Source organism: Streptomyces sp. NBC_00986, from assembly GCF_045162565.1.
In the GTDB taxonomy this organism is placed as follows: Bacteria; Actinomycetota; Actinomycetes; order Streptomycetales; family Streptomycetaceae; genus Streptomyces.
The window spans coordinates 523,425-544,156 of sequence record NZ_CP108733.1; the positions used below are offsets into that span (position 1 = coordinate 523,425).

At 71.2% G+C, this 20,732-nt stretch carries 20 protein-coding genes and 1 riboswitch; of the genes, 8 read left to right on the plus strand and 12 right to left on the minus strand.

All coding sequences use genetic code 11. The features are described 5' to 3' along the window. Positions 1-684 precede the first annotated feature (684 nt). Complete coding sequence (locus OG504_RS02175) at positions 685-1,209, plus strand: zinc-binding dehydrogenase (RefSeq protein WP_405988115.1); 525 nt, start codon at positions 685-687, stop codon at positions 1,207-1,209. Positions 1,210-1,214: 5 nt separating this feature from the next. Here OG504_RS02175 and OG504_RS02180 read toward each other — a convergent pair whose 3' ends face one another. The 3 genes from OG504_RS02180 to OG504_RS02190 all read right to left on the minus strand — a co-directional run bounded on the left by OG504_RS02180 (position 1,215) and on the right by OG504_RS02190 (position 4,446). Further along, positions 1,215-2,528 carry an NtaA/DmoA family FMN-dependent monooxygenase gene (locus tag OG504_RS02180; RefSeq protein WP_405988116.1) on the minus strand — a complete coding sequence of 438 codons (1,314 nt, stop codon included), beginning with the start codon at positions 2,526-2,528 and terminating at the stop codon, positions 1,215-1,217. 428 nt (positions 2,529-2,956) lie between these two features. Then, positions 2,957-3,397: a MerR family transcriptional regulator gene (locus OG504_RS02185; protein WP_405988117.1), complete on the minus strand. Its 441-nt coding sequence runs from the start codon at positions 3,395-3,397 to the stop codon at positions 2,957-2,959. A 29-nt stretch (positions 3,398-3,426) separates the two neighbouring features. After that, on the minus strand, positions 3,427-4,446 hold the full coding sequence (locus tag OG504_RS02190; protein WP_405988118.1) for an MDR family NADP-dependent oxidoreductase: 1,020 nt from the start codon (positions 4,444-4,446) through the stop codon (positions 3,427-3,429). Between the two features lie 173 nt (positions 4,447-4,619). Further along, positions 4,620-4,733, plus strand: a riboswitch (SAM riboswitch). A 33-nt stretch (positions 4,734-4,766) separates the two neighbouring features. On the opposite strand from OG504_RS02190, the gene OG504_RS02195 reads away from it, so the two are divergent. From OG504_RS02195 to OG504_RS02225, 7 genes are all read left to right on the plus strand, one after another. Beyond that, on the plus strand, positions 4,767-4,892 hold the full coding sequence (locus OG504_RS02195) for a putative leader peptide (RefSeq protein WP_403593034.1): 126 nt from the start codon (positions 4,767-4,769) through the stop codon (positions 4,890-4,892). Between the two features lie 238 nt (positions 4,893-5,130). Further along, positions 5,131-6,753, plus strand: coding sequence for an ABC transporter substrate-binding protein (locus tag OG504_RS02200; protein WP_405988119.1), 1,623 nt, complete (start codon positions 5,131-5,133; stop codon positions 6,751-6,753). 3 nt (positions 6,754-6,756) lie between these two features. Beyond that, on the plus strand, positions 6,757-7,716 hold the full coding sequence (locus OG504_RS02205; protein WP_405988120.1) for an ABC transporter permease: 960 nt from the start codon (positions 6,757-6,759) through the stop codon (positions 7,714-7,716). Next, the gene (locus tag OG504_RS02210; RefSeq protein WP_405988121.1) at positions 7,713-8,639 is read left to right on the plus strand and encodes an ABC transporter permease; all 927 of its coding nucleotides are present in this window, start codon (positions 7,713-7,715) and stop codon (positions 8,637-8,639) included. Before OG504_RS02205 ends, OG504_RS02210 begins: the two co-directional genes overlap by 4 nt. Next, positions 8,621-10,351, plus strand: coding sequence for a dipeptide ABC transporter ATP-binding protein (locus OG504_RS02215; RefSeq protein ID WP_405988122.1), 1,731 nt, complete (start codon positions 8,621-8,623; stop codon positions 10,349-10,351). Before OG504_RS02210 ends, OG504_RS02215 begins: the two co-directional genes overlap by 19 nt. Further along, positions 10,348-11,361 carry an LLM class flavin-dependent oxidoreductase gene (locus tag OG504_RS02220; protein WP_405988123.1) on the plus strand — a complete coding sequence of 338 codons (1,014 nt, stop codon included), beginning with the start codon at positions 10,348-10,350 and terminating at the stop codon, positions 11,359-11,361. Before OG504_RS02215 ends, OG504_RS02220 begins: the two co-directional genes overlap by 4 nt. Before the next feature lie 819 nt (positions 11,362-12,180). Continuing rightward, positions 12,181-13,014 (plus strand): hypothetical protein, encoded by an 834-nt coding sequence (locus OG504_RS02225; RefSeq protein ID WP_405988124.1) that lies wholly within the window; start codon positions 12,181-12,183, stop codon positions 13,012-13,014. Positions 13,015-13,095: 81 nt separating this feature from the next. On the opposite strand, the gene OG504_RS02230 is transcribed toward OG504_RS02225, so the two are convergent. The 9 genes from OG504_RS02230 to OG504_RS02270 all read right to left on the minus strand — a co-directional run bounded on the left by OG504_RS02230 (position 13,096) and on the right by OG504_RS02270 (position 20,664). Further along, on the minus strand, positions 13,096-14,016 hold the full coding sequence (locus tag OG504_RS02230) for an ABC transporter permease (protein WP_405988125.1): 921 nt from the start codon (positions 14,014-14,016) through the stop codon (positions 13,096-13,098). 2 nt (positions 14,017-14,018) lie between these two features. Beyond that, positions 14,019-15,035, minus strand: coding sequence for an ATP-binding cassette domain-containing protein (locus OG504_RS02235; RefSeq protein WP_405988126.1), 1,017 nt, complete (start codon positions 15,033-15,035; stop codon positions 14,019-14,021). Then, positions 15,032-15,460, minus strand: a complete 429-nt coding sequence (locus OG504_RS02240; protein ID WP_405988127.1) for a lasso peptide biosynthesis B2 protein — start codon at positions 15,458-15,460, stop codon at positions 15,032-15,034. The genes OG504_RS02235 and OG504_RS02240 overlap by 4 nt, the downstream gene beginning before the upstream one ends. Next, positions 15,457-15,717, minus strand: coding sequence for a lasso peptide biosynthesis PqqD family chaperone (locus tag OG504_RS02245; RefSeq protein WP_405988128.1), 261 nt, complete (start codon positions 15,715-15,717; stop codon positions 15,457-15,459). The genes OG504_RS02240 and OG504_RS02245 overlap by 4 nt, the downstream gene beginning before the upstream one ends. Beyond that, positions 15,714-17,567: an asparagine synthase-related protein gene (locus tag OG504_RS02250; RefSeq protein WP_405988129.1), complete on the minus strand. Its 1,854-nt coding sequence runs from the start codon at positions 17,565-17,567 to the stop codon at positions 15,714-15,716. The genes OG504_RS02245 and OG504_RS02250 overlap by 4 nt, the downstream gene beginning before the upstream one ends. A gap of 236 nt (positions 17,568-17,803) precedes the next feature. Further along, entirely contained in the window at positions 17,804-17,929 is a 126-nt protein-coding gene (locus OG504_RS02255; RefSeq protein WP_405988130.1) for a lasso RiPP family leader peptide-containing protein, read from the minus strand. Positions 17,930-18,107: 178 nt separating this feature from the next. After that, the gene (locus OG504_RS02260) at positions 18,108-18,770 is read right to left on the minus strand and encodes a LuxR C-terminal-related transcriptional regulator (RefSeq protein WP_405988131.1); all 663 of its coding nucleotides are present in this window, start codon (positions 18,768-18,770) and stop codon (positions 18,108-18,110) included. A gap of 287 nt (positions 18,771-19,057) precedes the next feature. Then, the gene (locus tag OG504_RS02265) at positions 19,058-19,594 is read right to left on the minus strand and encodes an AAA family ATPase (protein ID WP_405988132.1); all 537 of its coding nucleotides are present in this window, start codon (positions 19,592-19,594) and stop codon (positions 19,058-19,060) included. A gap of 5 nt (positions 19,595-19,599) precedes the next feature. Further along, positions 19,600-20,664: an LLM class flavin-dependent oxidoreductase gene (locus OG504_RS02270; RefSeq protein WP_405988133.1), complete on the minus strand. Its 1,065-nt coding sequence runs from the start codon at positions 20,662-20,664 to the stop codon at positions 19,600-19,602. Positions 20,665-20,732 lie beyond the last annotated feature (68 nt).

The window sequence follows — 20,732 nt, forward strand, 5'->3', positions numbered from 1 at the left end:
CGTCTACAGGGTCGTGCAGGGTGACCACGCCGCCCGCCGTTCCGGCAGAGTTCCCACGCGTTCTGAAGCCGGCCGATCTCATACTGGCGTCCGGAGGGCGCGAGGGAGGAGACGGTGCGCATCTGCTGCGCCGGGGACATGAACATGCGCTCTCCAGGGCGGGGGCGCGTGAACGGGAGGCGCGCCGGTGCGCTCTCCGCCGTGCCGGCCCCTGGACCACGGTGCGAAACGCGTCGCGCTGAACGAACCACGCCGCACGCGAAGAGGCAGCGCCGGACCGGTCTTGTCCGGTCCGGTCCGGTCACATCCCGGCGCCACCGACAGGGAGAACTCGCCCGGCGGCAGAGGTCGATGTCCGACCTGGCTACCGGTCCGAGCTGTGCGGCACCGATGTGCACGCCCTGCAGGCCCGTCCCCATCGCCCGACCGGTCCCACGAAAAAAGGGCCCGCCGTGCCGGAAGTGCGCGGCCGACCAACGATCGGTGACCGACAGTGGTCGTGTCGAGGAGTGTGCGAACGCACCTTTCCACGCGTCAATGCGCGCCCGGCACACGGACATCGGCAAAGGGACGGACCTCTGCCTTCGTCCGGAACCGCGCCAGCCCACAGGTCCACCTGTCACGCGCGGACCGGAGACGGGCGACAGCGTACTGATCCACGCCGCGGCCGGCGGCGTGGGCTCCGTGGCCGCCCAACTCGCCCGCGCACTCGGCGCGGACACCGTGTACGGCACCGTCGGCAGCGCCGACAAGGCCGAGTACGCCAAGCGCTTCGGATACGACGCGGTCCTCCAGCGGGAGGACTTCCCCGACGCGGTGAGTGAAGCGACGCGCGGGCGAGGTGTGGACGTGGTCCTCGACCCCGTGGGCGGCCCCACCCGCCTCGCCAGTCTCGACGTACTGGCCCCCTTCGGCTGTGTCGCCTTCTACGGCGAGGCCGCCCGCCACCCCGACCTGAACCTGCCGCTCCTTCCCCTCTGGAAGAACAACCGCGCACTGACGGGCTACAACATCGGCGACGTCTCCCGACGCGCCCCCGACGTCCTGCGGGCCCATGCCCTGGCGGCCCTGGAACTCGTCGCCTCGGAAAGCGTCCGCATCGACGTCACGGAGGTCCTTCCCCTGGCTGCCGCCGCCCGGGCCCACGAGCGGATGCAGTCGGGGCTCAACGTGGGGAAGACCCTGCTGGCGGTACGAGGGGAGGAGTGATCGGCTCAGGACCGGACGGCCGAGGCGTCGCGGGCCGGCAGTTCGAGGCCGAGGTTCTCGCGCAGGGTGAGACCGGTGTAGCCGGCGTTGACGATCTTCCGCTTGCGCAGTTCGTGCAGCAGGCCGTTGACGACGAAGTCGTGCTGGCGCGGATCGGCGAGGCCGCTCAGGGAGATCACGTCCAGCACGCCGGCCCGGAACCGTTCCTCGACCGCGTCGGCGAGTTGCTCAGGGGTGCCGGCGGCGGCCCAGTGCCCGGTGTCCTGGGCCACGACGATCAACTCCCGCAGTGTGTAGCCCTGTCGGGCGTAGCCGGTGAAGATGTCGACCCGGCCGCGACGGCGGTGCACCGAGGTGACGTCGGGCAGCAGGCTCTCCGGCAGCGTCGAGTCGAGCGGTACCTCCGACAGGTCGACTCCGCCGCCGAGCATGTCGGCCACCTGGGCCCGGCCGCGGTCGAAGTCGATCGATTCACGCCGCTCGCGGACGAGCCGCTGGGCCTCCTCCTCGGTGGCGCCGTAGGTGGCGTGGAAGGAGCTGAAGATCAGCGGCAGTCCTTCGGCCCTTCCCAACTCCCTGGCCTGGGCACGGATCTTCCGGGTGAAGTCCAGCGCGTAGTCGAGGGTCGGGAGCGAGGTGAAGACGATCTCCGCGTAGCGGGCGCCCAGTGCCGTACCGGCCTCCGACTGCCCGGCCTGGATCTGCACCGGGCGGCGCTGCGGCAGCGGCGGGATGTTCAGCGGGCCGGCCACGTCGAAGAACTTCCCGGAGTGGTGGATCGGGTGCACCCGGTCCCGGTGCAGCACCGCGTGGCCGTCCGCCCCGACGGTCAGCGCACCGGGCTCCCAGCTGTCCCACAGCGCGTTGACCACCTCCAGCGTCTCGGCGGCGCGCGCGTAGCGTTCCTCGGGGCTGGGCAGGTCGCCGGGGCCGAAGTTCTCCTCGCCGATCGAGGAGGTCACCAGGTTCCAGGCGGCCCGGCCGTTGCTGACGTGATCGAGAGTGCCGAACAGCCGGGCCAGGTTGTACGGGTGGTGGAAGGTCGTGGAGACCGTGGCGATCAGACCGATCCGCGAGGTGACCTGGCTCAGGGCGGACACGAAGACCAGCGGCTCCTGCGAGCCGATCGCGCCCTGGGCGTCGAAGCTGAGCAGATCGGCGGTGAACAGTGCGTCGATCTTGGCCGCTTCGGCGAGCTTCGCGACCCGGACGGCGGTGTCCAGGGTGGACCGGGTGGGATCGACCACCAGGTCGTAGGTCTCCGAGGTGCCGCCGGCTCCGGTGACGGTCTTCAGCGTCCGGGGCTGCTTCGCGCTCATGACTCGTCCATTCTCGTCCCACCGATGCCGGTGTCGTCGCGGCCGGTGGCGTTGTGGGGTGACGGAGTTCCCCGGGTGCGGGTCGACGCCCGGACACGCGAGGGTCGGTAGCGGTCGGACACGCGAGAGACGCGGGCCCGCCGTGAGAGAGCCGGTCGAACCGGTCAGCGACAGAGCGCGGTGTGGGTGAGGCACAGGTCGACGTGCCGACGCTTCGTGCGGACCGGGAGCAGAGCCGCGATACGGACCGGCCCGAAAGGCGATGTCCTCACCGTGACTCCCCTCGGTCCTGACGTCGGCACCGGACGGTGCCGCGGCGCGCAGGCGCTTCGGTCTCGTGTCCGACGCCTGTCGGGCCACCGCATGATCCCCCGACGCCGCACGGCGCTGCAAGCCCGCCCCTGTGCGGACCTTCGGCGCCGACGGTGTCAGGAACCGGCGGGAGCATCGCTCAAGGGGGCGTCGAGGCCGACGAGTTCGCCGACCAGGACGCCGAACCGCAGGTCGAGCCCGTCGGCGAGGCGGTCGCGCAGCTCCGTCAACCCACGGATACGGGCGTCGAGTTCGGCCAGTCGCCGGATGGCCACCTGCGGGACGACGCAGGTGTCCGAGTAGGGCCCCGTGCGGACCGGTGGCGCCTTGGGGCGGTCGGGCAGCGCGTCGAGGATGTCGATGAGGAGACGCACATCGCCGATGGTGAGGCCGGAGTCCAACAGCTCGCGGACGGCGTGCAGTCGGCGTACGTCCTCCTCGCCGTACTCCCGCTGTCCCGACGCCGTACGCCGTGCCGTGACCAGGCCACGCTGCTCGTAGTAGCGCAGGGTGCGGGTGGTGACGCCCAGGGCCGCCGCCGCGTCGCCGATGCGCATCAGTCCTCCAGGAGTTGGGCGGCCGGCGACTACAACTCCACGACCACCGTGCCGATGTGGTGTCCTTCGAGCAGTTCGATCAGGGCGCGGGGCGCCTGGTCGATTCCGGACAGGCGGGTGTGCGGGACGGTGACCGAGCCCTCGCGGAGCCAACGGCCGAACGTCTCCGGGTATTCCGTCAGCGCGTCCCGCTCGCGCGCGCCGCTGATGCCGCGGAGCTGGATGCCCCGCACGATGAGCGAGTAGGTGTCGATCTCGACGGGTGCCGTGATCTCACCCGATGCCTGCGCGGAGAGCGCTCCGATCAGCCCCACCCGCGCGCCGGGGCGGGCCAGGGCCAGCGCGGCCTGCAACTGCTCCCCGCCGACGGTGTCCACGACGGCGTCGATGCCGTCCGGGGCTGCTTTGCCCAGCTGTTCCTCGATCGGTTCGGCTCCGCGCAGCACGACCGCGTCGTAGCCCAGTGTCTCGATCAGGTAGTCGGCCTTGCGCTGGGAACTGGTGCTGCCGATGACCCGGCCGGCTCCGCGCTGCCGGGCGAACTGCCCCGCCAGGGTGCCGAGTCCGCCTGCCGCGCCGGAGACGAACACCGTGTCTCCGTCGCGCACTTCGGCTCCCCGAACGACACCGAGCCAGGCCGACTGCCCCTGCGAGAGGTACGCCACCGGGTCCGGCAGGACCGTCAGGTCCACGGGTTGCACCGCGTCGGTCTCCACCACGGCGTACTCGCGGAACCCCGCCCGGTGCGACACCAGATCACCGGGGCGCAGGCTCCCTCCCTCGGGGGCCGTCACCACCTCGCCGACGGCCGGAGCCGACAACGCCCCGCCGACCTCGAACGGCGGCATCGGCAGCCCGGCGGATCCCCCCATCAGGGTGCGCAGTGACGCCGCGACGCTCATCAGGCGGTTGCGGACCAGCACCTGCCCGGGTCGGGGCTCCGGGACGGGGACCTCCGCCACGGTGAAGTGGGCGGTTTCCAGGGCGCCTTGGGGACGGGAGGCGAGACGGACCTCGCGATGCGTGGCGGGGATGTTCGACGGTGACACCTGCGGGCTCCTGACGGGTTACCGGGGCGCGGCACAGCTTGTGCGGCGCCCGTCGACGGTAAAGGTTGACGCGCACGTCAAGATCAAGCCCGCGCGGAGTGTCCGGTCGATGTCGCTCGCCTGCCCGCACCCGCCATTGACGTACGACGAAGTCGCTCCGTACGATCACGACCGGCATCGAGTGTCAGCGTCAAGCCCTGGCTTGCTGACCGGCAACCCTCCGACGCGGTGGGGTGCTCCAGGTGAAAGCCCGGCAGGATCACCGACGATCCCTGCAAGCGTGGGGCCCTTGGCCGGGGCCGGAGATGTGGAGGACGGTCTTGCGACACAGCAGTGACCCGAGTGTCTCCATCGTCTCCCTGACGGCCGCGACCGTGTTCTCCCGGTTCTCGCGCCGCCGCCACATCGACCTGCAGCGCTTCACCAGCTGTCTGTGTCGCGCCTGACCGCCTTGACCACGTCCGTCTGACGTCCGTCGCGGCCCGTAGGCGTTCTCCCGCAGCCTCTCGCGGTCCTGTCCGAGTTCACGGACGGCGTCCGCAGCCGCCGCGCCCCCCTTCCCGCCTGACTCCCCCAACTGCACTGCCCGTCCTCGGCGTTGCGCCGACCGGAGCGGCACGCCCGCGCGCGCAGCCGTGATCCGCGGGGCACCCATGCGTAGTGACACGAGTAGGAGCACCCTCCGTGAGAGCACATCCGGACATCCGCCCCACCCGATGGACGGCCCTGACCGCCCTCCTGACCACCAGCGTCCTGCTCACCGCCTGCGGGTCCGGCGGCAGCGACGGCTCGGACAGCGGCAGCGGCCCGGCCAGGTCCGGTGGCACCCTGACCTTCGCGGTGGGTTCCGACGCCGGCTGCGTGGATCCGCAGCAGGTGGCCAGCAACGACACCATCTACTCGGTACGTCAGGTCGTGGACTCCCTCACCGACCAGGACCCCGCGACCGGCAAGATCGTGCCCTGGCTGGCGAAGAGCTGGGACATCAGCTCCGACGCGACGACGTTCACCTTCCACCTCAGATCGGGTGTGACCTTCAGCGACGGATCGAAGCTGACCGCCCAGGTGGTCAAGGACAACTTCGACGCGGTGCCGAAGCTCGGCGCACTGGGAACCCTCGCCGAGGGCTATCTGAGCGGCGTCAAGAGCACCACCGTGGTCGACCCGCTCACCGTCAAGGTGACCTTCCAACAGCCCAACGCCCAGTTCCTGCAGGCCACTTCGACACATTCGCTGGGCATCGAGTCCTCGGCGAGCGTGAAGAAGACCCCTCAGCAGAAGTGCAGCCAGGGAGTGGTCGGCTCCGGGCCCTTCGTGCTGAAGCAGTACGTGCAGAACCAGTCGATCACGCTGGCCAAGCGGACCGGGTACGCCTGGGGTTCCTCGCTGTGGCACAAGAGCGGCGAGGCCTACCTGGACAAGGTGGTCTTCAAGGTCGTGCCCGAGGCGGGGGTGCGGGCCGGCAGTCTCCAGTCCGGGCAGGTGGACGCGATCAGCAGCGTCGGCAGGGCCAACGAGGCGGCCCTCAAGGGCGGCCAGGTCACCCTTCAGCGACGCGCCAACCCCGGCGTGGTGTTCGGCCTCGCCTTCAACAACGCACGGCCGGTCCTGAAGGACGCGCGGGTGCGCCAGGCCATCGGGTTCGCCATCGACCGCAAGCAGATCGCCGACACCGTGTTCCCGACCGGGACCCGGCCCGCGACCAGCGTCCTGGCGCACACCACACCCGACTACGCGAACCTCTCCGCGGACCTGACGACCGACGCGGCCAAGGCGAAGTCCCTTCTGGACGCGGCCGGTTGGCAGACCGGCAGCGACGGCATCCGCGCGAAGGACGGCAAGAAGCTCAGCCTGACGGTCGACTGGATCCCCAACTCGGCGACCAACCAGCCCGCGTTGGAGCTGATCCAGCAGCAACTCAAGGCTGTCGGAGTCGGCCTGACGCTCAAGCAGCTCCAGGTCACCCAGCTCGCCCCGACGCTTCAGTCGGGTGACTACGACGCGGCGTGGAGCAACGTGACCCGGGCCGACCCGGACATCCTGCGCAGTTCCTTCTCCACCGAGCTGGCCAACTTCTACCGCCTTCCGGTGACCCCGCTGGACACCTCACTGACCGGGCAGGCGGCAACCACGAACACCACGAAGCGCGGCGAACTGGTCAAGCAGGCACAGGAGTTGCTCGTACAGAACGCCTACTACGCACCGGTGGTCGAACTCCAGACCCAGATCGGCGTGGCGGCGAAGGTCCACGGTCTGAACTTCGACGCCTCCAGCCGGATCCAGCTCCACGACACCTGGATCGGCTGACGCATGCGCCGCTATGTGATCAAGCGACTCGCCCAGGCCGTCGGGGTGCTGTGGGCGGCCTACACGGTGTCCTTCCTGATCCTCGATTTCCTGCCCGGCGATCCGGTCACCGCGATGGCCGGTGCCGGAATGGACTCCGGTCAGGTCGACCCGGCCCAACTCGCCGCACTGCGGCACGAGTACGGCTTCGACAAGCCGATCCTGGTGCAGTACGCCGACTATCTCGGCAGGGCGGTCCGCGGTGACTTCGGCGACGCGGTCTCCACCGGCCGGCCGGTGACCTCGACACTGGCCGACGCCCTGCCCCAGACCCTCCAGTTGACCGGTGCCGCACTACTGCTCGCGGTAGTCGGCGGCGGCGGTCTGGCGGTGCTGGCGACCTACACGTCACTGCGCTGGCTGCGCCAACTGCTGCTGTCATTGCCGCCGTTGGGAGTATCGGTACCGACGTTCTGGATCGGTCTGCTGCTCGTCGAGATGTTCTCCTTCCGGTTGCACTGGTTTCCCGCGTTCGGCAACGACGGGCTGCGGGGGCTGGTGCTGCCGGCCGTGACCCTGGCGATCCCGACCGGTGCGCAGGTCGCGCAGGTACTGGCCAAGAGCCTCCTCACGGCGCTGGACCAGGCCTATGTGGAGACCGCACGTGCCAAGGGCGCCGGCCGATGGCGGGTGCATGTGCGGCACGCGCTGCGCAACGCGTCGCTGCCCGCGCTGACGGTCGTGGGGCTGCTGGTGGGGCAGTTGATCGCGGGTTCGGTGGTCGTCGAGACGGTGTTCTCGCGTGACGGCCTCGGCCGGGTGACGGCCGCCGCGGTCACGGCCCAGGACATCCCGCTGGTCCAGGGGGTGGTGGTGTTCGGGGCGCTGATCTTCGTGGTGACGAACCTGGTCGTCGACCTCGTGTATCCGCTGCTGGACCCGCGGATCGTGGTGGCCTCGGGCCGGAAGGCGGGACTCGCATGAGCCAGGAACTGATCGCCGACCCCACCGGCGCCGCGCTCGGCCTCCCGGCCCGGCCGGCCGAACCGGGAGGCGGCCCCGGACCGGAGCGCCGCGTCGACCTCCGACGCGTCCGACGGTTCCTGGTGCGCCGCCCAGGCCTGCTGCTGTCGGTCCTGATCGTCGTCCTGGTGGTGCTGGCCTCCTTCTGGCCGGATCTGTTCACCTCGAAGGATCCGCTGACAGGAGTGCCGTCGGAGAACTTCCGCGGCCCCAGCGGCGCCCACTGGTTCGGCACCGACGAACTGGGACGGGATGTGTTCTCCCGGGTGGTCCACGGCGCCCAACTCTCCCTCAAGGCAACGCTGCTCGCGGTCGCGGTCGCCTTCGTGGTGGGCAGTCTGATCGGTCTGGTCGCCGGTTTCGTCGGCCGCTGGGTCGACGACGTGCTGATGCGCTTCGTGGACGTACTGCTGTCGATCCCGGCACTGTTCCTGTCCCTCGCCCTGGTCACCGCGCTGGGCTACGGCACGGTGAAGGTGGCGGTCGCGGTCGGGATCGCCAGCGTCGCGAGCTTCGCGCGGGTGACCCGGGCGGAGGTGCTGCGGGTGCGGCAGGCGGTCTTCGTCGAGGCCTCGCGCTCGTGCGGGTCCCGCTGGTACTCGGTGCTGGGCCGGCACGTCCTGCCCAACGCGGCGGGCCCGGTGATCGTCCTGGCCACCCTCGACCTCGGCTCCTCGATCCTCGCCGTGTCGGCCCTGAGCTTCCTCGGCTACGGCGCCCCGCCGCCGGCACCGGAGTGGGGCACGCTGATCTCCGACGGCCGCAACTACCTCGCCAATGCCTGGTGGTTGACCGCGCTGCCCGGTCTGGCGATCGCCGCGACCGTGCTGGCCACCAACCGCATCGCACGCGCCCTGGACGGCGAATGGTCCCGGCAGCGATGACCGACCGCGTGACCAACGACCCTGGAACGGGTGAGGACTTGACGACAACACCGGGCATCGAACCGACCGGGCAGGCAGCGCTGGAGATACGCGGCCTGTCGGTGTCGTACCGCACCCGCGGCACCACCGTGCGGGCGGTGCGGGACGTCGACCTCGATGTGCGGCCGGGTGAAGTGACCGCGGTGGTGGGCGAGTCGGGGTCCGGCAAGAGCACCACCGCGCACGCGATCACCCGCCTCCTGGCCCCGAACGCCACCATCGACAGCGGCACGATCCGCTTCGGCCGGCACGACCTCACCGCACTGTCGGAGGCGGAGCTGCGCACGGTGCGCGGCGCGCGGATCGGCCTGGTCCCCCAGGACCCGTCCGTGTCGCTGAACCCGGTCAAGCGCGTCGGCGACCAGGTCGCCGAGGTGCTGCGCATCCACGGGCTGGCGACCCGCCGTTCCGCGCCGTCGGAGGCGATCGGCATCCTGGACCGGGCGGGGCTGCCCGACGCGGCCACCCGAGCCCGGCAGTACCCGCACGAGCTGTCCGGCGGCATGCGGCAGCGCGCGCTGATCGCCATCGCCATCGCGGCGAACCCGAAACTGATCATCGCGGACGAGCCGACCAGCGCGCTCGACGTCACCGTGCAGCGCGTCATCCTCGATCATCTCCAGGACCTCACCGAGGAGTTGGGCACCGCGATCCTGCTGGTGACGCACGATCTCGGAGTCGCCGCCGACCGGGCACAGCGCCTGGTCGTCATGTCGCAGGGCCGGGTCGTGGAGGCCGGTCCGACCCGTGACGTCCTCGCCGACCCCCAACACGCTTACACCCAGAGGCTGTTGGCGAGCGCGCCGAGCCTGGCCACCGCCCGCGCGAGTTTCCCCGCCACCGCACCCACGGCCACCGCGGGGACGCCCCTGGTCGAAGTCCGCAACGCGGTCAAGGAGTTCCGGCTCCCCCGCGCGGACGGCGAGTCCCGCACCCTGCGCGCGGTGGACGACGTCAGCTTCACCCTGCACCGCGGCCGGACCCTGGCGCTGGTCGGCGAGTCCGGTTCGGGGAAGTCCACCACGGCCCGGCTGGTGCTCCGGCTGACCGACGCGACCGACGGACACATCCTCTTCGACGGCGCCGACGTCACGACCGCCCGGGGCGCTCGGGCCCGTCAACTCCGCCGCCGGGCCCAACTCGTCTACCAGAACCCGTACGCGTCCCTCGACCCCCGCTTCTCCATCGGCGAGGTGATCACCGAACCGCTGCGCGCGTTCAGGGTCGGAGACCGCGCCTCCCGTCTCGAACGCGCCCGCGACCTGCTCGACCGGGTGGCACTGCCCGCCTCGACGCTGGAGCGCCGTCCGGCGGAGCTGTCGGGCGGGCAGCGCCAGCGCGTGGCGATCGCCCGTGCCCTCGCCCTCGCGCCGGATCTGGTCGTCTGCGACGAGCCGGTGTCCGCGCTCGACGTCTCCGTCCAGGCCCAAGTCCTCGACCTGCTCGCCGAGTTGCAGGTCGACACGGGCGTGGCGTACCTGTTCATCTCGCACGACCTGGCCGTCGTACGGCAGATCGCACACGAGGTGGCGGTCATGCGGGCCGGCCGCATCGTGGAGGTGGGCGCGCCCGAAGACCTCTTCACACACCCCGAGCACGAGTACACCCGCGAGCTGCTCGCGGCGATCCCCGGGCGCCGGGACGACCACGACCTGAGGACGCGGACCGTATGACCATCACCTCCCTCGCCTTCCTCACCCCGGGCAACTTCGCCGACGACGACCCCTACACCGGCCTGGAGGAGACCCTCCGACTCTTCGAGTTCGGCGAGCGGTTGGGCTACGACGGCGCCTGGATCCGGCAACGCCACCTCGAGCACGGTGTCGGTTCGGCCGCGGTGTTCCTCGCCGCGGCCGGACAGCGCACCGAGCGCGTCGAGCTGGGGACCGCGGTCATCCCGATCGGCTACGAGAGCCCGTTCCGCCTGGCCGAGGACCTGGCACTGGCCGACGTACTCTCCCGCGGCAGGCTCCAGATCGGCTTCTCCACGGGCATGCCGCACGCCGAACTCCTCGGCGACCTCGTGCACGACGGCGACTGGCGCTCCTTCGACCTGTCCTACGGCAGGGTCGCCCGCGTCGTCGACAACCTGCGCGGCGACTACCTCGGCGCCCCGGACACGGTGATCCAGTCGCCGGGCAACACCCAGCGGCCACGCCTGCAACCGCACAACCCCGGCCTGGTGAACCGCATGTGGTACGGCGGCGGAAGCCAGCGTTCGGCCCGCTGGGCCGGCGAGAACGGCCTCAACCTGCTGTCCGGCAACATCGTGACCGGCGAGGACACCGACGACTTCACCACGGCCCAGTCGAACCTCCTCGCCGAGTACCGGCGTTTCCGGTCCAGCGCCCGCGTCGCGGTGGGCCGCGTGATCGTGCCGCTCGACAGCGCGGACCGGGCCACCCGTACCCGGTACCGGGAGTACGCCGCGAGCCGTCATGCCCGCACCCTGGCCCCGCAGGGCCCGAGGCGGACCCTGTTCGCGCCGGACGTGGTCGGCACGGCGGAGCAGATCCTGGAGCGGCTCGCGGCGGACCCGGTGGTGTCGGCGGTGTCGGAGCTGCGTCTTGAGCTGCCGTACGAGTTCCGGCGGGAGGAGTACGAGCAGATCCTGCACGACGTGCGCCACCTGGTCGCCCCCGAATTGGGCTGGCGTCCGACGCAGTTGGAGGCCGCGCGGTGAGTTCCGTACAAGTGGACGTGCACACCCGGGAGCCGTCCGCCGACGGTCGTCGCTTCGCCGAGAGCGGGGCGTACGAGGTGACCGCCGCGACGGCTCACTACGCCGTGGACCCCCGAGGCGCCCGCCCACCGCTCGATCGCCGACCTGGATCTCGCGCCGCGCGACAGCGACGGTGCGGTGCGGTTCAGCGGGGACGTCAGATCCTGCGGCCGGTCGACGACGGATGCCCACGGCTGTTCTTCGACTGGGGCAACCGGGGCAACAAGCGGGCCGTGCAGTACTTCTGCGGCGCGGGTACACGGTCGTCTTCGGCGCCTGGCAGGGCGACCTGCTGCCCGGCGACGGACGGCTGCTGCTCGACCTCCCCGTGCCAACGCGAGGCGCGGAACCCGTACGCGGCCTGACGACAGCCGAGTTCGTCGTGGACGAGCCCGTCCGGTCGCTCCCGCTCGCCCGCTGGAAACGAGCACCAGGTCCTCCCCGTCGGCGCGCACGGAGTACACACCGCACGGCTCACCCGACGCCGGTACCCGTACAGCGAGCCGGAGGAACTGCCGCGCGGGACATGGCAGTTCGCCCGGCACGACATCGAGTTGCCCTGACATCCGCGTCAGGGCAACTCCCTGACAGGGCCGGTACCGCAACACCGCTCACGGGGCCGCGTTGACCAGTGCGGACATGTGGGCCCCATGGCCGGGACACGGACAGGACGCCTGGCCCAGGTGCCCGGGACGCGCGGCGTTCTACCGTGGCGGCCCGTGGGCGACGACATCTCCGGCCCACGCGGGCGCAACACGACCAGAAGCGGGGCAACCTTCCATGTCGAACCGACCCGACCGACCGCTCGACCCCTCGCCCGACCGGACTCTCGGCCGCAGACAGCTGCTCCGCGTCTCCGTCGGTGCCACCGCCCTGGCCGGCTTGGCGATGACAGGCATCGCCCCGGCGCGGGCCACCGTCGGCGCGGGCACGGAGCGGACGCCGGCTCTGCCGCCCGTGCCCGGCATGCTGGGCGACCGTCGGGCCAACGAGGTCTGGTATCAACTCGATGAGGTCGCCCTCTACAAGGCGTCGCCCGAACTGATCGCCGCCTACCAGGCCATCGGTCTGCACGTCGGCGGCAACATCGAGGGCGGCGTGCGCACGGTGTGGCAGGAGATGAGCAAGTCACCCGAGTACCCGGGCAACTACCGGGCCTTCATGGCGCCGGTCGAGGAACCCCTGCGGGTGATCTCGGACATCCAGCTCGGCGTGTTCGACAGCTTGTACCGTCCCTACGACCCGCGACTGGTCGCCGCCTTCGCCTACTTCGGCCAGGGCGTGCTCTACGACCCGCGCCGGGAGAGCGTCCGCTCGCCGGTGCACACGATGGACTCGCCGCCCGGCGGTGCCCCCGTCGCGTACCACACGTGGTACGCCTACATGCGGGCGATGATGCTGCTGGACATCGACCGGCCTCGCTGGACGGCGTTCGCTCCGCTCAACGCGTACGCGTGGGCGCTGCAGTCGGTGGCCAAGCCCTCGACACAGACCCCGAGTCCACCGCTGCCCCGGGAGACGGTCGTACGGTTCGCCGCCACATGGCTGCCGCGCGGTCCGCGCAGGCTCGACGCCGACTTCCAGTCCTTCCCGTATCCGCGAGGGATCAGCTGACGAGATCAGTGACGGCACGGCAGGGCGGTGGAGGCCGACCTCCACCGCCCTGCCGTGCCGTCCTGCCTCGCCGGGTCGGTCTCAGTCACTGCGGGAGAAGCGGTACGTGGCGACGGTCAGCGCCACCGCCGCCAACGCGGCCACGCACCCCAACTCCGCTGCCACCGGCGGGGTCCAGTCCCCCCACCGCGGTCCGGCCGCTCGGCCACCGAGTCCTGAGACGCCGACTCCGGGGAGGGTGCGGCGCAGTGCGTCGACCGCGTAGGTGAGCGGGTTGAGGCCTACGACGGCGCCCAGCCAACCGGGCAGTCCACTGGCCGGGAACACCGCCCCGGACAGGAACAGCAGGGGCATCATGCACAGCCCGATCACGATCTGAAAGGTCTCGGGACGCTTGGCGCAGACGGCCACCAGGACACCGAGCGACGTGAACGCGAAGGCGATGAGCCCCAATTCCCCGAGGACGAGGAGGAGTTCGGGCCGGTAGGGGACGCCGACCAGGCCGGCGAGGCTCAGGACGGGGATCGCGTAGCCGAGGCCGGCGGTCGCACCGCCCAGACAGGTTCCGGTCAGCAGCGGAGTGCGACGGACCGGTGCCACGAGCAGCTGGCGCAGGAATCCGGCCTGCCGGTCCCACACGATGGACGCGCCCGCGGCCATGGCCGGTGCCTGCACCGCCATGAGGAGGACGCCAGGGAAGAAGAACGCACGGAAGTCGCTCATGGCGTCCTGCCTGCCGGACACGGCCGCGTTGAGGCCGGTGCCGAAGACGAGCAGGAACATCATCGGCATGATGACGCTCATGGCGATCCGCAGGCGGTTGCGGCCGAACCGGATCACCTCCCGTTCCCACAGCACGCGGACGGCGCGCAGATCCGCGGCGAGACGTCCGCGTCGAGCGGCGGCATCGGGGATGCCGGGCGGGACCGCCGTGTCCGCCATGTCGGCGGCAGATGGTGTGTCTGCCGCATCCGCTGTGGCTGCCGTATCTGTCGTCCTCATGGTCACCTCCTCGAAGCGGGCATCGGAAAGCCGGTCGGCTCGCTGTCGGCCTCCCGGATGGTGCGGCCGGTGTAGTGCAGGAAGGCGTCGTCGAGCGTCGGCGGTGTCACGGTCAGCGAGTGCACCGTCAGAGACACCGCGTCGCAGATCCTGGGCACCCAGGAGGCTCCGTCGGCAACCCTGACGCGCAGCCCTTCTGTGTCCGTCTCCGCCTCCAGGCCCAGACGTTCGCGGAGGGCCAGGGCCGCCGCCGGGTCGTCGGCGGTGCGTACGGTGATGAGGTCGGAGCCCACAACGGCCTTGAGGCCGACGGGAGTTCCGTCCGCGACGAGCTCGCCCTCGTCCATGATGGCGATCCGGTCGCAGTGTTCGGCCTCCTCCAGCTGGTGAGTGGTGAGGAAGACGGTGACCTCCCGCTCCTCGCGCAGCCGGCGCAGATGGTCCCAGATGGCGGCGCGGGTCTGCGGGTCGAGGCCGGTCGTGGGTTCGTCGAGGAAGAGCACGCGGGGCGTGTGCAGCAGACCGCGGGCGATCTCCAGGCGCCGTCGCATACCGCCGGAGAAGGTGCGGACGGGGGCGTGGCGGCGCTCGGCCAGGTCCACCAGCTCCAGCATGTCCATGATGGCGTCGAGCCGTCGCGCTCGCGGGATGCCGAACAGCTCGGCGTGGAAACGCAGGGTCTCCATGGCGGTCAGGTCGACGTCGAGCGTGGATTCCTGGAAGACGAGGCCGATACGGCGGCGTACTTCGTGGGGGTCGCGTGTCACGTCGTACCCGGCGACCAGCGCCTGACCGGACGTGGGGCGCAGCAGAGTGGACAGCATGCCGATGGTGGTGCTCTTGCCCGCGCCGTTGGGGCCGAGGAAGCCGAAGATCTGGCCGGTCGGGACGACCAGGTCCAGTCCGCTGACGGCCTGGCGGCTTCCGTACGTCCTGGTCAGTCCGTCGGTCCGGACGGCGACGCCGTTGTCGGCGACGGCGGCGCGGCGGCCGGTCCCGGGGGCGCCGACCGGATTCATCGACGGCCTCCGTCGCGCTGCCGGACGCTCATGACGGTGTGGAAGAGCGCCACGTCCCCGGACTCGCCTACGGCCTGCGATCCGACCTCCACCCAGGCGTGGGCGCGGAACGGCTGGGTACGGAATCCCGTGCACCAGTCGGGCCATCGTCCCCGCAGCCGGCACAGCAGTACGGTGGCGACCGAGCGTTGCAGACAGCCCCGGCCGGCGCAGCGGGCGCTCACGGTCACCACGGCCAGGCGGGCGTCGAGGGCATGTGCGTGGCTCGCGGCGCGGGACCCGCGGGCCGCCACCGTCAGCACCTGGCGCAGTCGGCGCGGGGGCAGCAGCACCAGCACACGGGCCGCGCCCACGGCCGCCCGTGCGCTCAGCTGCCGCTGCCAGGGCAGCCGGGTCCCGGTCTCTCCGACGACCTGCATGCTCATGCCGTCACCACCAGCCGGGCCCGGTCCAGGGCGGCGAGCAGTGTCCGTACGTCCGTCAGGGCGCGTCCGGCGGCATCGGGGTGGTGCCGGGTCAGCCAGTCGGCGGTCTCCTCGGGGGTACGCCCGTCGAGGAGAAGGCGCAGCGTCGTCGCGCCGGAGCGGTTGAGCTGCCAGTAACGGCCGCTGCGCTCGTCGAGCAGGACGAGGCCGTCCTCGGTGTCGGTGGCTGTGACGTCGGGTTTCAGGGCGAAGGTCATGGGGTCTCTCCAGCCAGGGACGCGGCACTGGAAGCGGGTGCTGTCATGCCCCGCAGCCAGCTCTCGCAGGCCAGCGTGTTCTCGTACGGGACGAGTTGCCGGGACTGGGTCTTGAGGCCGAGCAGTGCGGTGCGCAGCGCGTCGGGGTCGACCAGGCCGAGCCGGGACAGCCGCAGGTCGTCGCAGAGGTCCAGCAGATCCCCGCGGTTGCGGCGCATGCCCTGGAACGCCTCCGCGCTGAACTCTCCCTTGCTGCGGCGGGCCAGGATCTCCTCGGGCACGATGCCGCGCACGGCTCGCCGCAGCACGGGTTTGAAGTCCCCGCTCACCAGCCGGTCCTCGGTCCGCACGGACAGAGCGGCCTCGACGACCCGGTCGTCGAGGAACGGCGCCTCGCAGGCGACCCCCAAGTCGTCGAGCGCCGCGTCGAGTTGGCGCATGGCGCTGCCGGACTGGACGACGATGTCGAGCATCTGGTGCTGGGCCCGGTCCCGGTGGTGCGGGTCGGGGTGCTCCCGGTCCGCCGTGTCCCGCAGCAGTCGGCGTACGGCGTCGACGGCGTCGGCGGTCGCCCAGTTCGGAAGCCGGGGCTCCCAGCCCCAGCCGAGCAGCGCGTCCCCCGGGCCCGGCACCGGTTCGGTGAGCCGGTGGGCGGTGGAGCGCAGCCACGTGGTGAAGGAGGCACCGTCGGCGAGTCCGCGTACGGTCGACGTCAGGGTCCAGCGGTTGAGGACCCGGAAGCGGTGGATCCTGGCGAGGCTGCCGAGCGGGTGGCTCCGGACCAGCGACCACAGGGCGGTGGGGAGGACACCGAACAGTTCGTCGCCTCCGACACCCATGAGGTGGCAGCGCGATCCGTCCGCGGCCATGGTGGAGAGCACGCGTCGCATATGGGCGCGGTTACGGGCCCAGGGCAGCGGTCCCTCCTCGCGGCCGGAGCCGACGGTGGCCGACGTCTCGTACCAGGTGGGGCCGTTCCGGCAGGCGCCGATGTGGTGCCGGGCGGCGGGCAGCTGACGCGCGGCGCGTTCGGCCCATTCGCTGTCGTCGTTCGCCCGGTCCGCCGGTGTCCAGTGGTGGGTGATGAGGTCGGCGCCCGCCGCGTCGGCCAGGAAGCAGAGACTGGTCGAGTCCAGGCCACCGGACAGATCGGCGCTGACGGTGGCAGCGGTGCGCGCTCCGACACAGGCGAGCAGGGCCTGACGTATGTGTTCGGCCGCCTGTTCCGTCGGCACGTCCGGCTCCGGTGGCCGCCACCAGCGGACTTCGCGGGCGCTGCCGTCCGGGCCCAGCTCCAGCCGGCAGCCCACGCCGAGCGCCGACACCCCCGACCACACCGGGCGCAGGGAGAGCGGCCAGGGCGGGACCGGGGTCACCAGGCGCAGCGCCAGCAGGTCCTGGTCGACGGCCGGGGTGCCGTCGTCGCCCATCGGCGTGCCCGCCCACTGCGCCAGTCGGCGCGGACCGTCGGCCGCCACGGTGAGGCCTCCGACGTCGGCGAAGAAGATCTGTCGTGCGGTGGACAGGCTCCCCTGGGCTCGCGTCCACCCGTCGAAGGAGGCGACGAGGTGGAAGCAGCCGGGCAACGAGCGTGCCACGTCGTCGAGTTGGCCCAGGGACCGCGCCTGGGCGAGTGCGCGTTCCACGCGGGGCCCGTCCACGGTCGAGCGTCCCAGGACGGCCAGGCGCCGGGTCCCGGCGCTCACCAGCGTCAGTTCCTCGTCCGCCCAACGGCCCACGAGCCAGGGGCGTCCCGAAGCGTGGTGGACCACCTGAACGTTCGGGGCACGAGTCAGGGACTCGGCCACTGACGGGGTGGCCGGGCTGTCGGGCAACACGACGAAATCCATGGCAGGGCAGGTCCCTTCGTGCGGTTCGGGCTGTTCCCCCGTCAACTGCGGGAGCGAGAGGGTCGGGCGAGGGATCGTCGAGCAGCAACTGTCAGGCGGGGGGCCACCGGTGAAGGCTGCCGACCGAGAGGTGCCTCACACGGGAACACGAACGGCACGGTGGTGGAGGGAACAGCGCCTCCACCACCGCCCATGGCGGGCACGGCGACCCGTCTCTCGTCGGTGGGTCCGTCGGATCAGCAGATCCAGGCGGTGCCCCAGACGAAGTCGTTCTCGACGCACGGCCCGAAGGCCATGGTCAGTTCCGTGAAACCGCCGATCTCTTCCAGCGCGGGCGGCTCGTAGGCATCGTCCTGTTCCATCTTTTTTTCACCTGCTCCCTTTGACGCAATCACGAAGGAGGAGACGGGAAGTTGGGAGGGCACGGCCCCCGGGCCCGCCCCGCTTCTCCCGAGCACGTTCACGCTAGGAGGCCTCAGGTCCCGGGCGCCTGGGTGCCTGGTCCTGGTCTCGTCCCGCATCCGCCCCGTGGTCGCCCCGTCAGATGCCGAGCCCTGCGTCCCGGGCCCGCACCGCTGCCTCCACCCGGTCCGCCACCCGGAGCTTGGCGAACACCCGGGAGACGTGATTGCGCACGGTCTTCTCCGACAGGACCAGTTCGCGGGCGATACGCCGGTTGGTGAGGCCCCGGGCGACCAGGTCGAGCACTTCGCGCTCGCGTTCGGTGAGATCGGGAAAGGCGGCCCGTAGGGGCAGTTCGTGGACGGCGGAGAAATAGCGGCCGAGGCGGTCGGCCACGGCCGCGCTGAACACCGCCCCGCCGTGCGCCACCGTGCGCACGCCCCGCACCAGTTCGTCGCCCGGAGCCCCCTTGACCATGTAGCCCCGCGCGCCCGCCCGCAGGGCGGCCACGACCGCGTCGTCCTCGGCGGACCCCGAGATGAAGAGCACCCTCGGTGCGTCGGGCCCGACAGGTGCGTCCGCGACGATGGCCCGGGTCGCCTCGATACCGGAACAGCCCGGGAGCAGCAGGTCCATGAGGACGACATCGGCGACCACATGACCGTCCCGCAAGGCCACGACCGCCTCCTCCCCCGTGGCCGCTTCGCCCGCCATCTCCAGGCCGGCCGCGTCCTCCACGACCTGCCGCACTCCGGCCCGGAAGGGTGGGTGACCGTCGACGACGAACACCCGCGCCGTCACGGCCGCCGCCGTAATGTGCCCGCTACTCCTACGGTCGTCGACTTCCGGCACTTCACCGATTCCAGCACCTTCATGGCATCCCCCGTGCTCGACTATCCGCTTGTCAACTTGTCCACCTATCAATCACTTCAGATCGATAGATGCTCATGAGTTCATTCCTGATCCGAATGTCATCAGCTTCGCACCGTGACAGACGGCACGGAAACACTTCGACGTGGCTCGAAGCGCCATGCGCACGGCGCGCGAGAAGTCCGGTTGGCGGGGTTACCGGAACTCGTACCTCGCGCTCACCGCCGTGGCAGGAGCCGGAGCCGATCGAGGTGGTGGAGAAGGGAGTTGAGCGATTCCCGCGGTACCTCCCCGGCGGTGTCGTGCGTGATGTGTTCACGGTTCCAGGGTTCGTAGTCCCGCCTGCGGACCTGCTGCCAGTCCGGAAGCGGCAGATCGGGAATGTCGACCGACCGTGAGGTCACCCGGTGCCGATGCTCGGCCGGATCCGAGCAGATCACTTCCACCTCTACGACCGGCACGCCCGCCCGGGTCCCCGCGTCGCGCCAGCTGTCGCGCGTGACGGCCACCGGATTGACCGACTCCGCGATCACGGTCAGCCCCTGCCGGAGGTGTTCCTCTGCCAGGGCGTACCCGACCACATAGCCGGCCGGCCCGACAGGGTGCCGCGCCAGGCCGGAGCGGACGAGTGCCTGCTCGATGGTGTCGACGCGCAGGTGCACCGCACCGATGCGTGCGGCCAGGAGCCGGGACAGCGTGGTCTTCCCGGTGCCGGGGAGTCCGCCGACGACGATGAGGACGGCGTTCGACAGCACGCGAATCAGCGCAGCCGGGGCAGGAGTTGGTCGCCGACGCGGATGATCTCCTGTTTGTAGGGGGTGTCGGAGAGAACGAAGTGGGTGATGCCGAGCTTGCGGTAGTCGTCCAGCGCGGTGGCGACATCGGCGGCGGAGCCGACCAGCCAGGTCGTCGCCGCTCCCCCGCCGCCGAACCTGCCCGGCGTGGTGTAGAGGCAGGTGTCGAGCACCTCGCCCCGGGGGGCGAGGTCGTAGAGCCGCTGTTGTCCGACGGCCGTCTTCCGGTTCCCCGTCCAGGTCAGTTCGTCGGCCGAGCCGGCCGCCATGCGCGCGACCCTCTCCTCCGCCGCCCGCCACGCCTCCTCCGTGGTGTCGCGCACGACGGTGGTGATCCGCAGGCCGAACTCGAGCGGCCGGTGCCGACGGCCGACTTCCTCGCTCAACGTCCTGAGCCGGTCGATGCGTTCGGCGAGGCCGGCCAGGGGTTCGCCCCAGAACAGCTGCACGTCCGCCTCGGCCGCCGACACCCGCTCGGCGGCCTCGGACGCGCCCCCGAAGTAGAGCGTCGGATGTGCTCGGCCGGCCGTCGTCCAGGGGCGGGGCGCGACCGTGGAGCCGCTCACCTGGAAGTGCTCACCGGCGAACGTGACGTCATCCTCGGTCCACAGCCGTCGTACGAGACGCATGAACTCCTGGGTGCGCGCGTACCGTTGGGCCGGATCGCTGCGGGTGTCGCCGTAGGCGGCCAGGTTGTCGAGGCCGCTGACGACGTTGACCAGGACCCGGCCGCGGCTGAGCTGGTCCAAGGTCGCTGCCGCGCCCGCGAATTGGGCCGGCTGCCAGTAGCCGGGGCGTACTGCGATCAGGGGCTTGAAGGTGGTGGTCCGGGCAGCCAGCGCGGTGGCGACGGTGAAGGTGTCGGGGCGTCCCCACCCGGTGCCCAGGAGTGCGCCGCCCCAGCCGTGCCGCTCGGCGGTGCGGGCGAGGTCGGTGGAGTACTCGATGGAGCCCCAGCCGTCCGTCGTGTCGTCGCCGCGGTGGCCCGATTCGACGGTGTTGGGGATGTACCAGAGGAATTCCGGGCTCATCGTACTTCCGATCGCAGCGTGGCCGAGGGCGGAGCGAGGGTGTCCGGGGCGGTGAGCGCAGGGGCGTC

Bases quoted from the DNA above. Each gene is read 5' to 3' on its own strand.
- OG504_RS02180 (WP_405988116.1), bottom strand. From the start codon at position 2,528: ATGAGCGCGAAGCAGCCCCGGACGCTGAAGACCGTCACCGGAGCCGGC.
- OG504_RS02185 (WP_405988117.1), bottom strand. From the start codon at position 3,397: ATGCGCATCGGCGACGCGGCGGCGGCCCTGGGCGTCACCACCCGCACC.
- OG504_RS02205 (WP_405988120.1), top strand. From the start codon at position 6,757: ATGCGCCGCTATGTGATCAAGCGACTCGCCCAGGCCGTCGGGGTGCTG.
- OG504_RS02210 (WP_405988121.1), top strand. From the start codon at position 7,713: ATGAGCCAGGAACTGATCGCCGACCCCACCGGCGCCGCGCTCGGCCTC.
- OG504_RS02215 (WP_405988122.1), top strand. From the start codon at position 8,621: ATGGTCCCGGCAGCGATGACCGACCGCGTGACCAACGACCCTGGAACG.
- OG504_RS02220 (WP_405988123.1), top strand. From the start codon at position 10,348: ATGACCATCACCTCCCTCGCCTTCCTCACCCCGGGCAACTTCGCCGAC.
- OG504_RS02225 (WP_405988124.1), top strand. From the start codon at position 12,181: ATGTCGAACCGACCCGACCGACCGCTCGACCCCTCGCCCGACCGGACT.
- OG504_RS02230 (WP_405988125.1), bottom strand. From the start codon at position 14,016: ATGAGGACGACAGATACGGCAGCCACAGCGGATGCGGCAGACACACCA.
- OG504_RS02235 (WP_405988126.1), bottom strand. From the start codon at position 15,035: ATGAATCCGGTCGGCGCCCCCGGGACCGGCCGCCGCGCCGCCGTCGCC.
- OG504_RS02240 (WP_405988127.1), bottom strand. From the start codon at position 15,460: ATGAGCATGCAGGTCGTCGGAGAGACCGGGACCCGGCTGCCCTGGCAG.
- OG504_RS02245 (WP_405988128.1), bottom strand. From the start codon at position 15,717: ATGACCTTCGCCCTGAAACCCGACGTCACAGCCACCGACACCGAGGAC.
- OG504_RS02250 (WP_405988129.1), bottom strand. From the start codon at position 17,567: ATGGATTTCGTCGTGTTGCCCGACAGCCCGGCCACCCCGTCAGTGGCC.
- OG504_RS02255 (WP_405988130.1), bottom strand. From the start codon at position 17,929: ATGGAACAGGACGATGCCTACGAGCCGCCCGCGCTGGAAGAGATCGGC.
- OG504_RS02270 (WP_405988133.1), bottom strand. From the start codon at position 20,664: ATGAGCCCGGAATTCCTCTGGTACATCCCCAACACCGTCGAATCGGGC.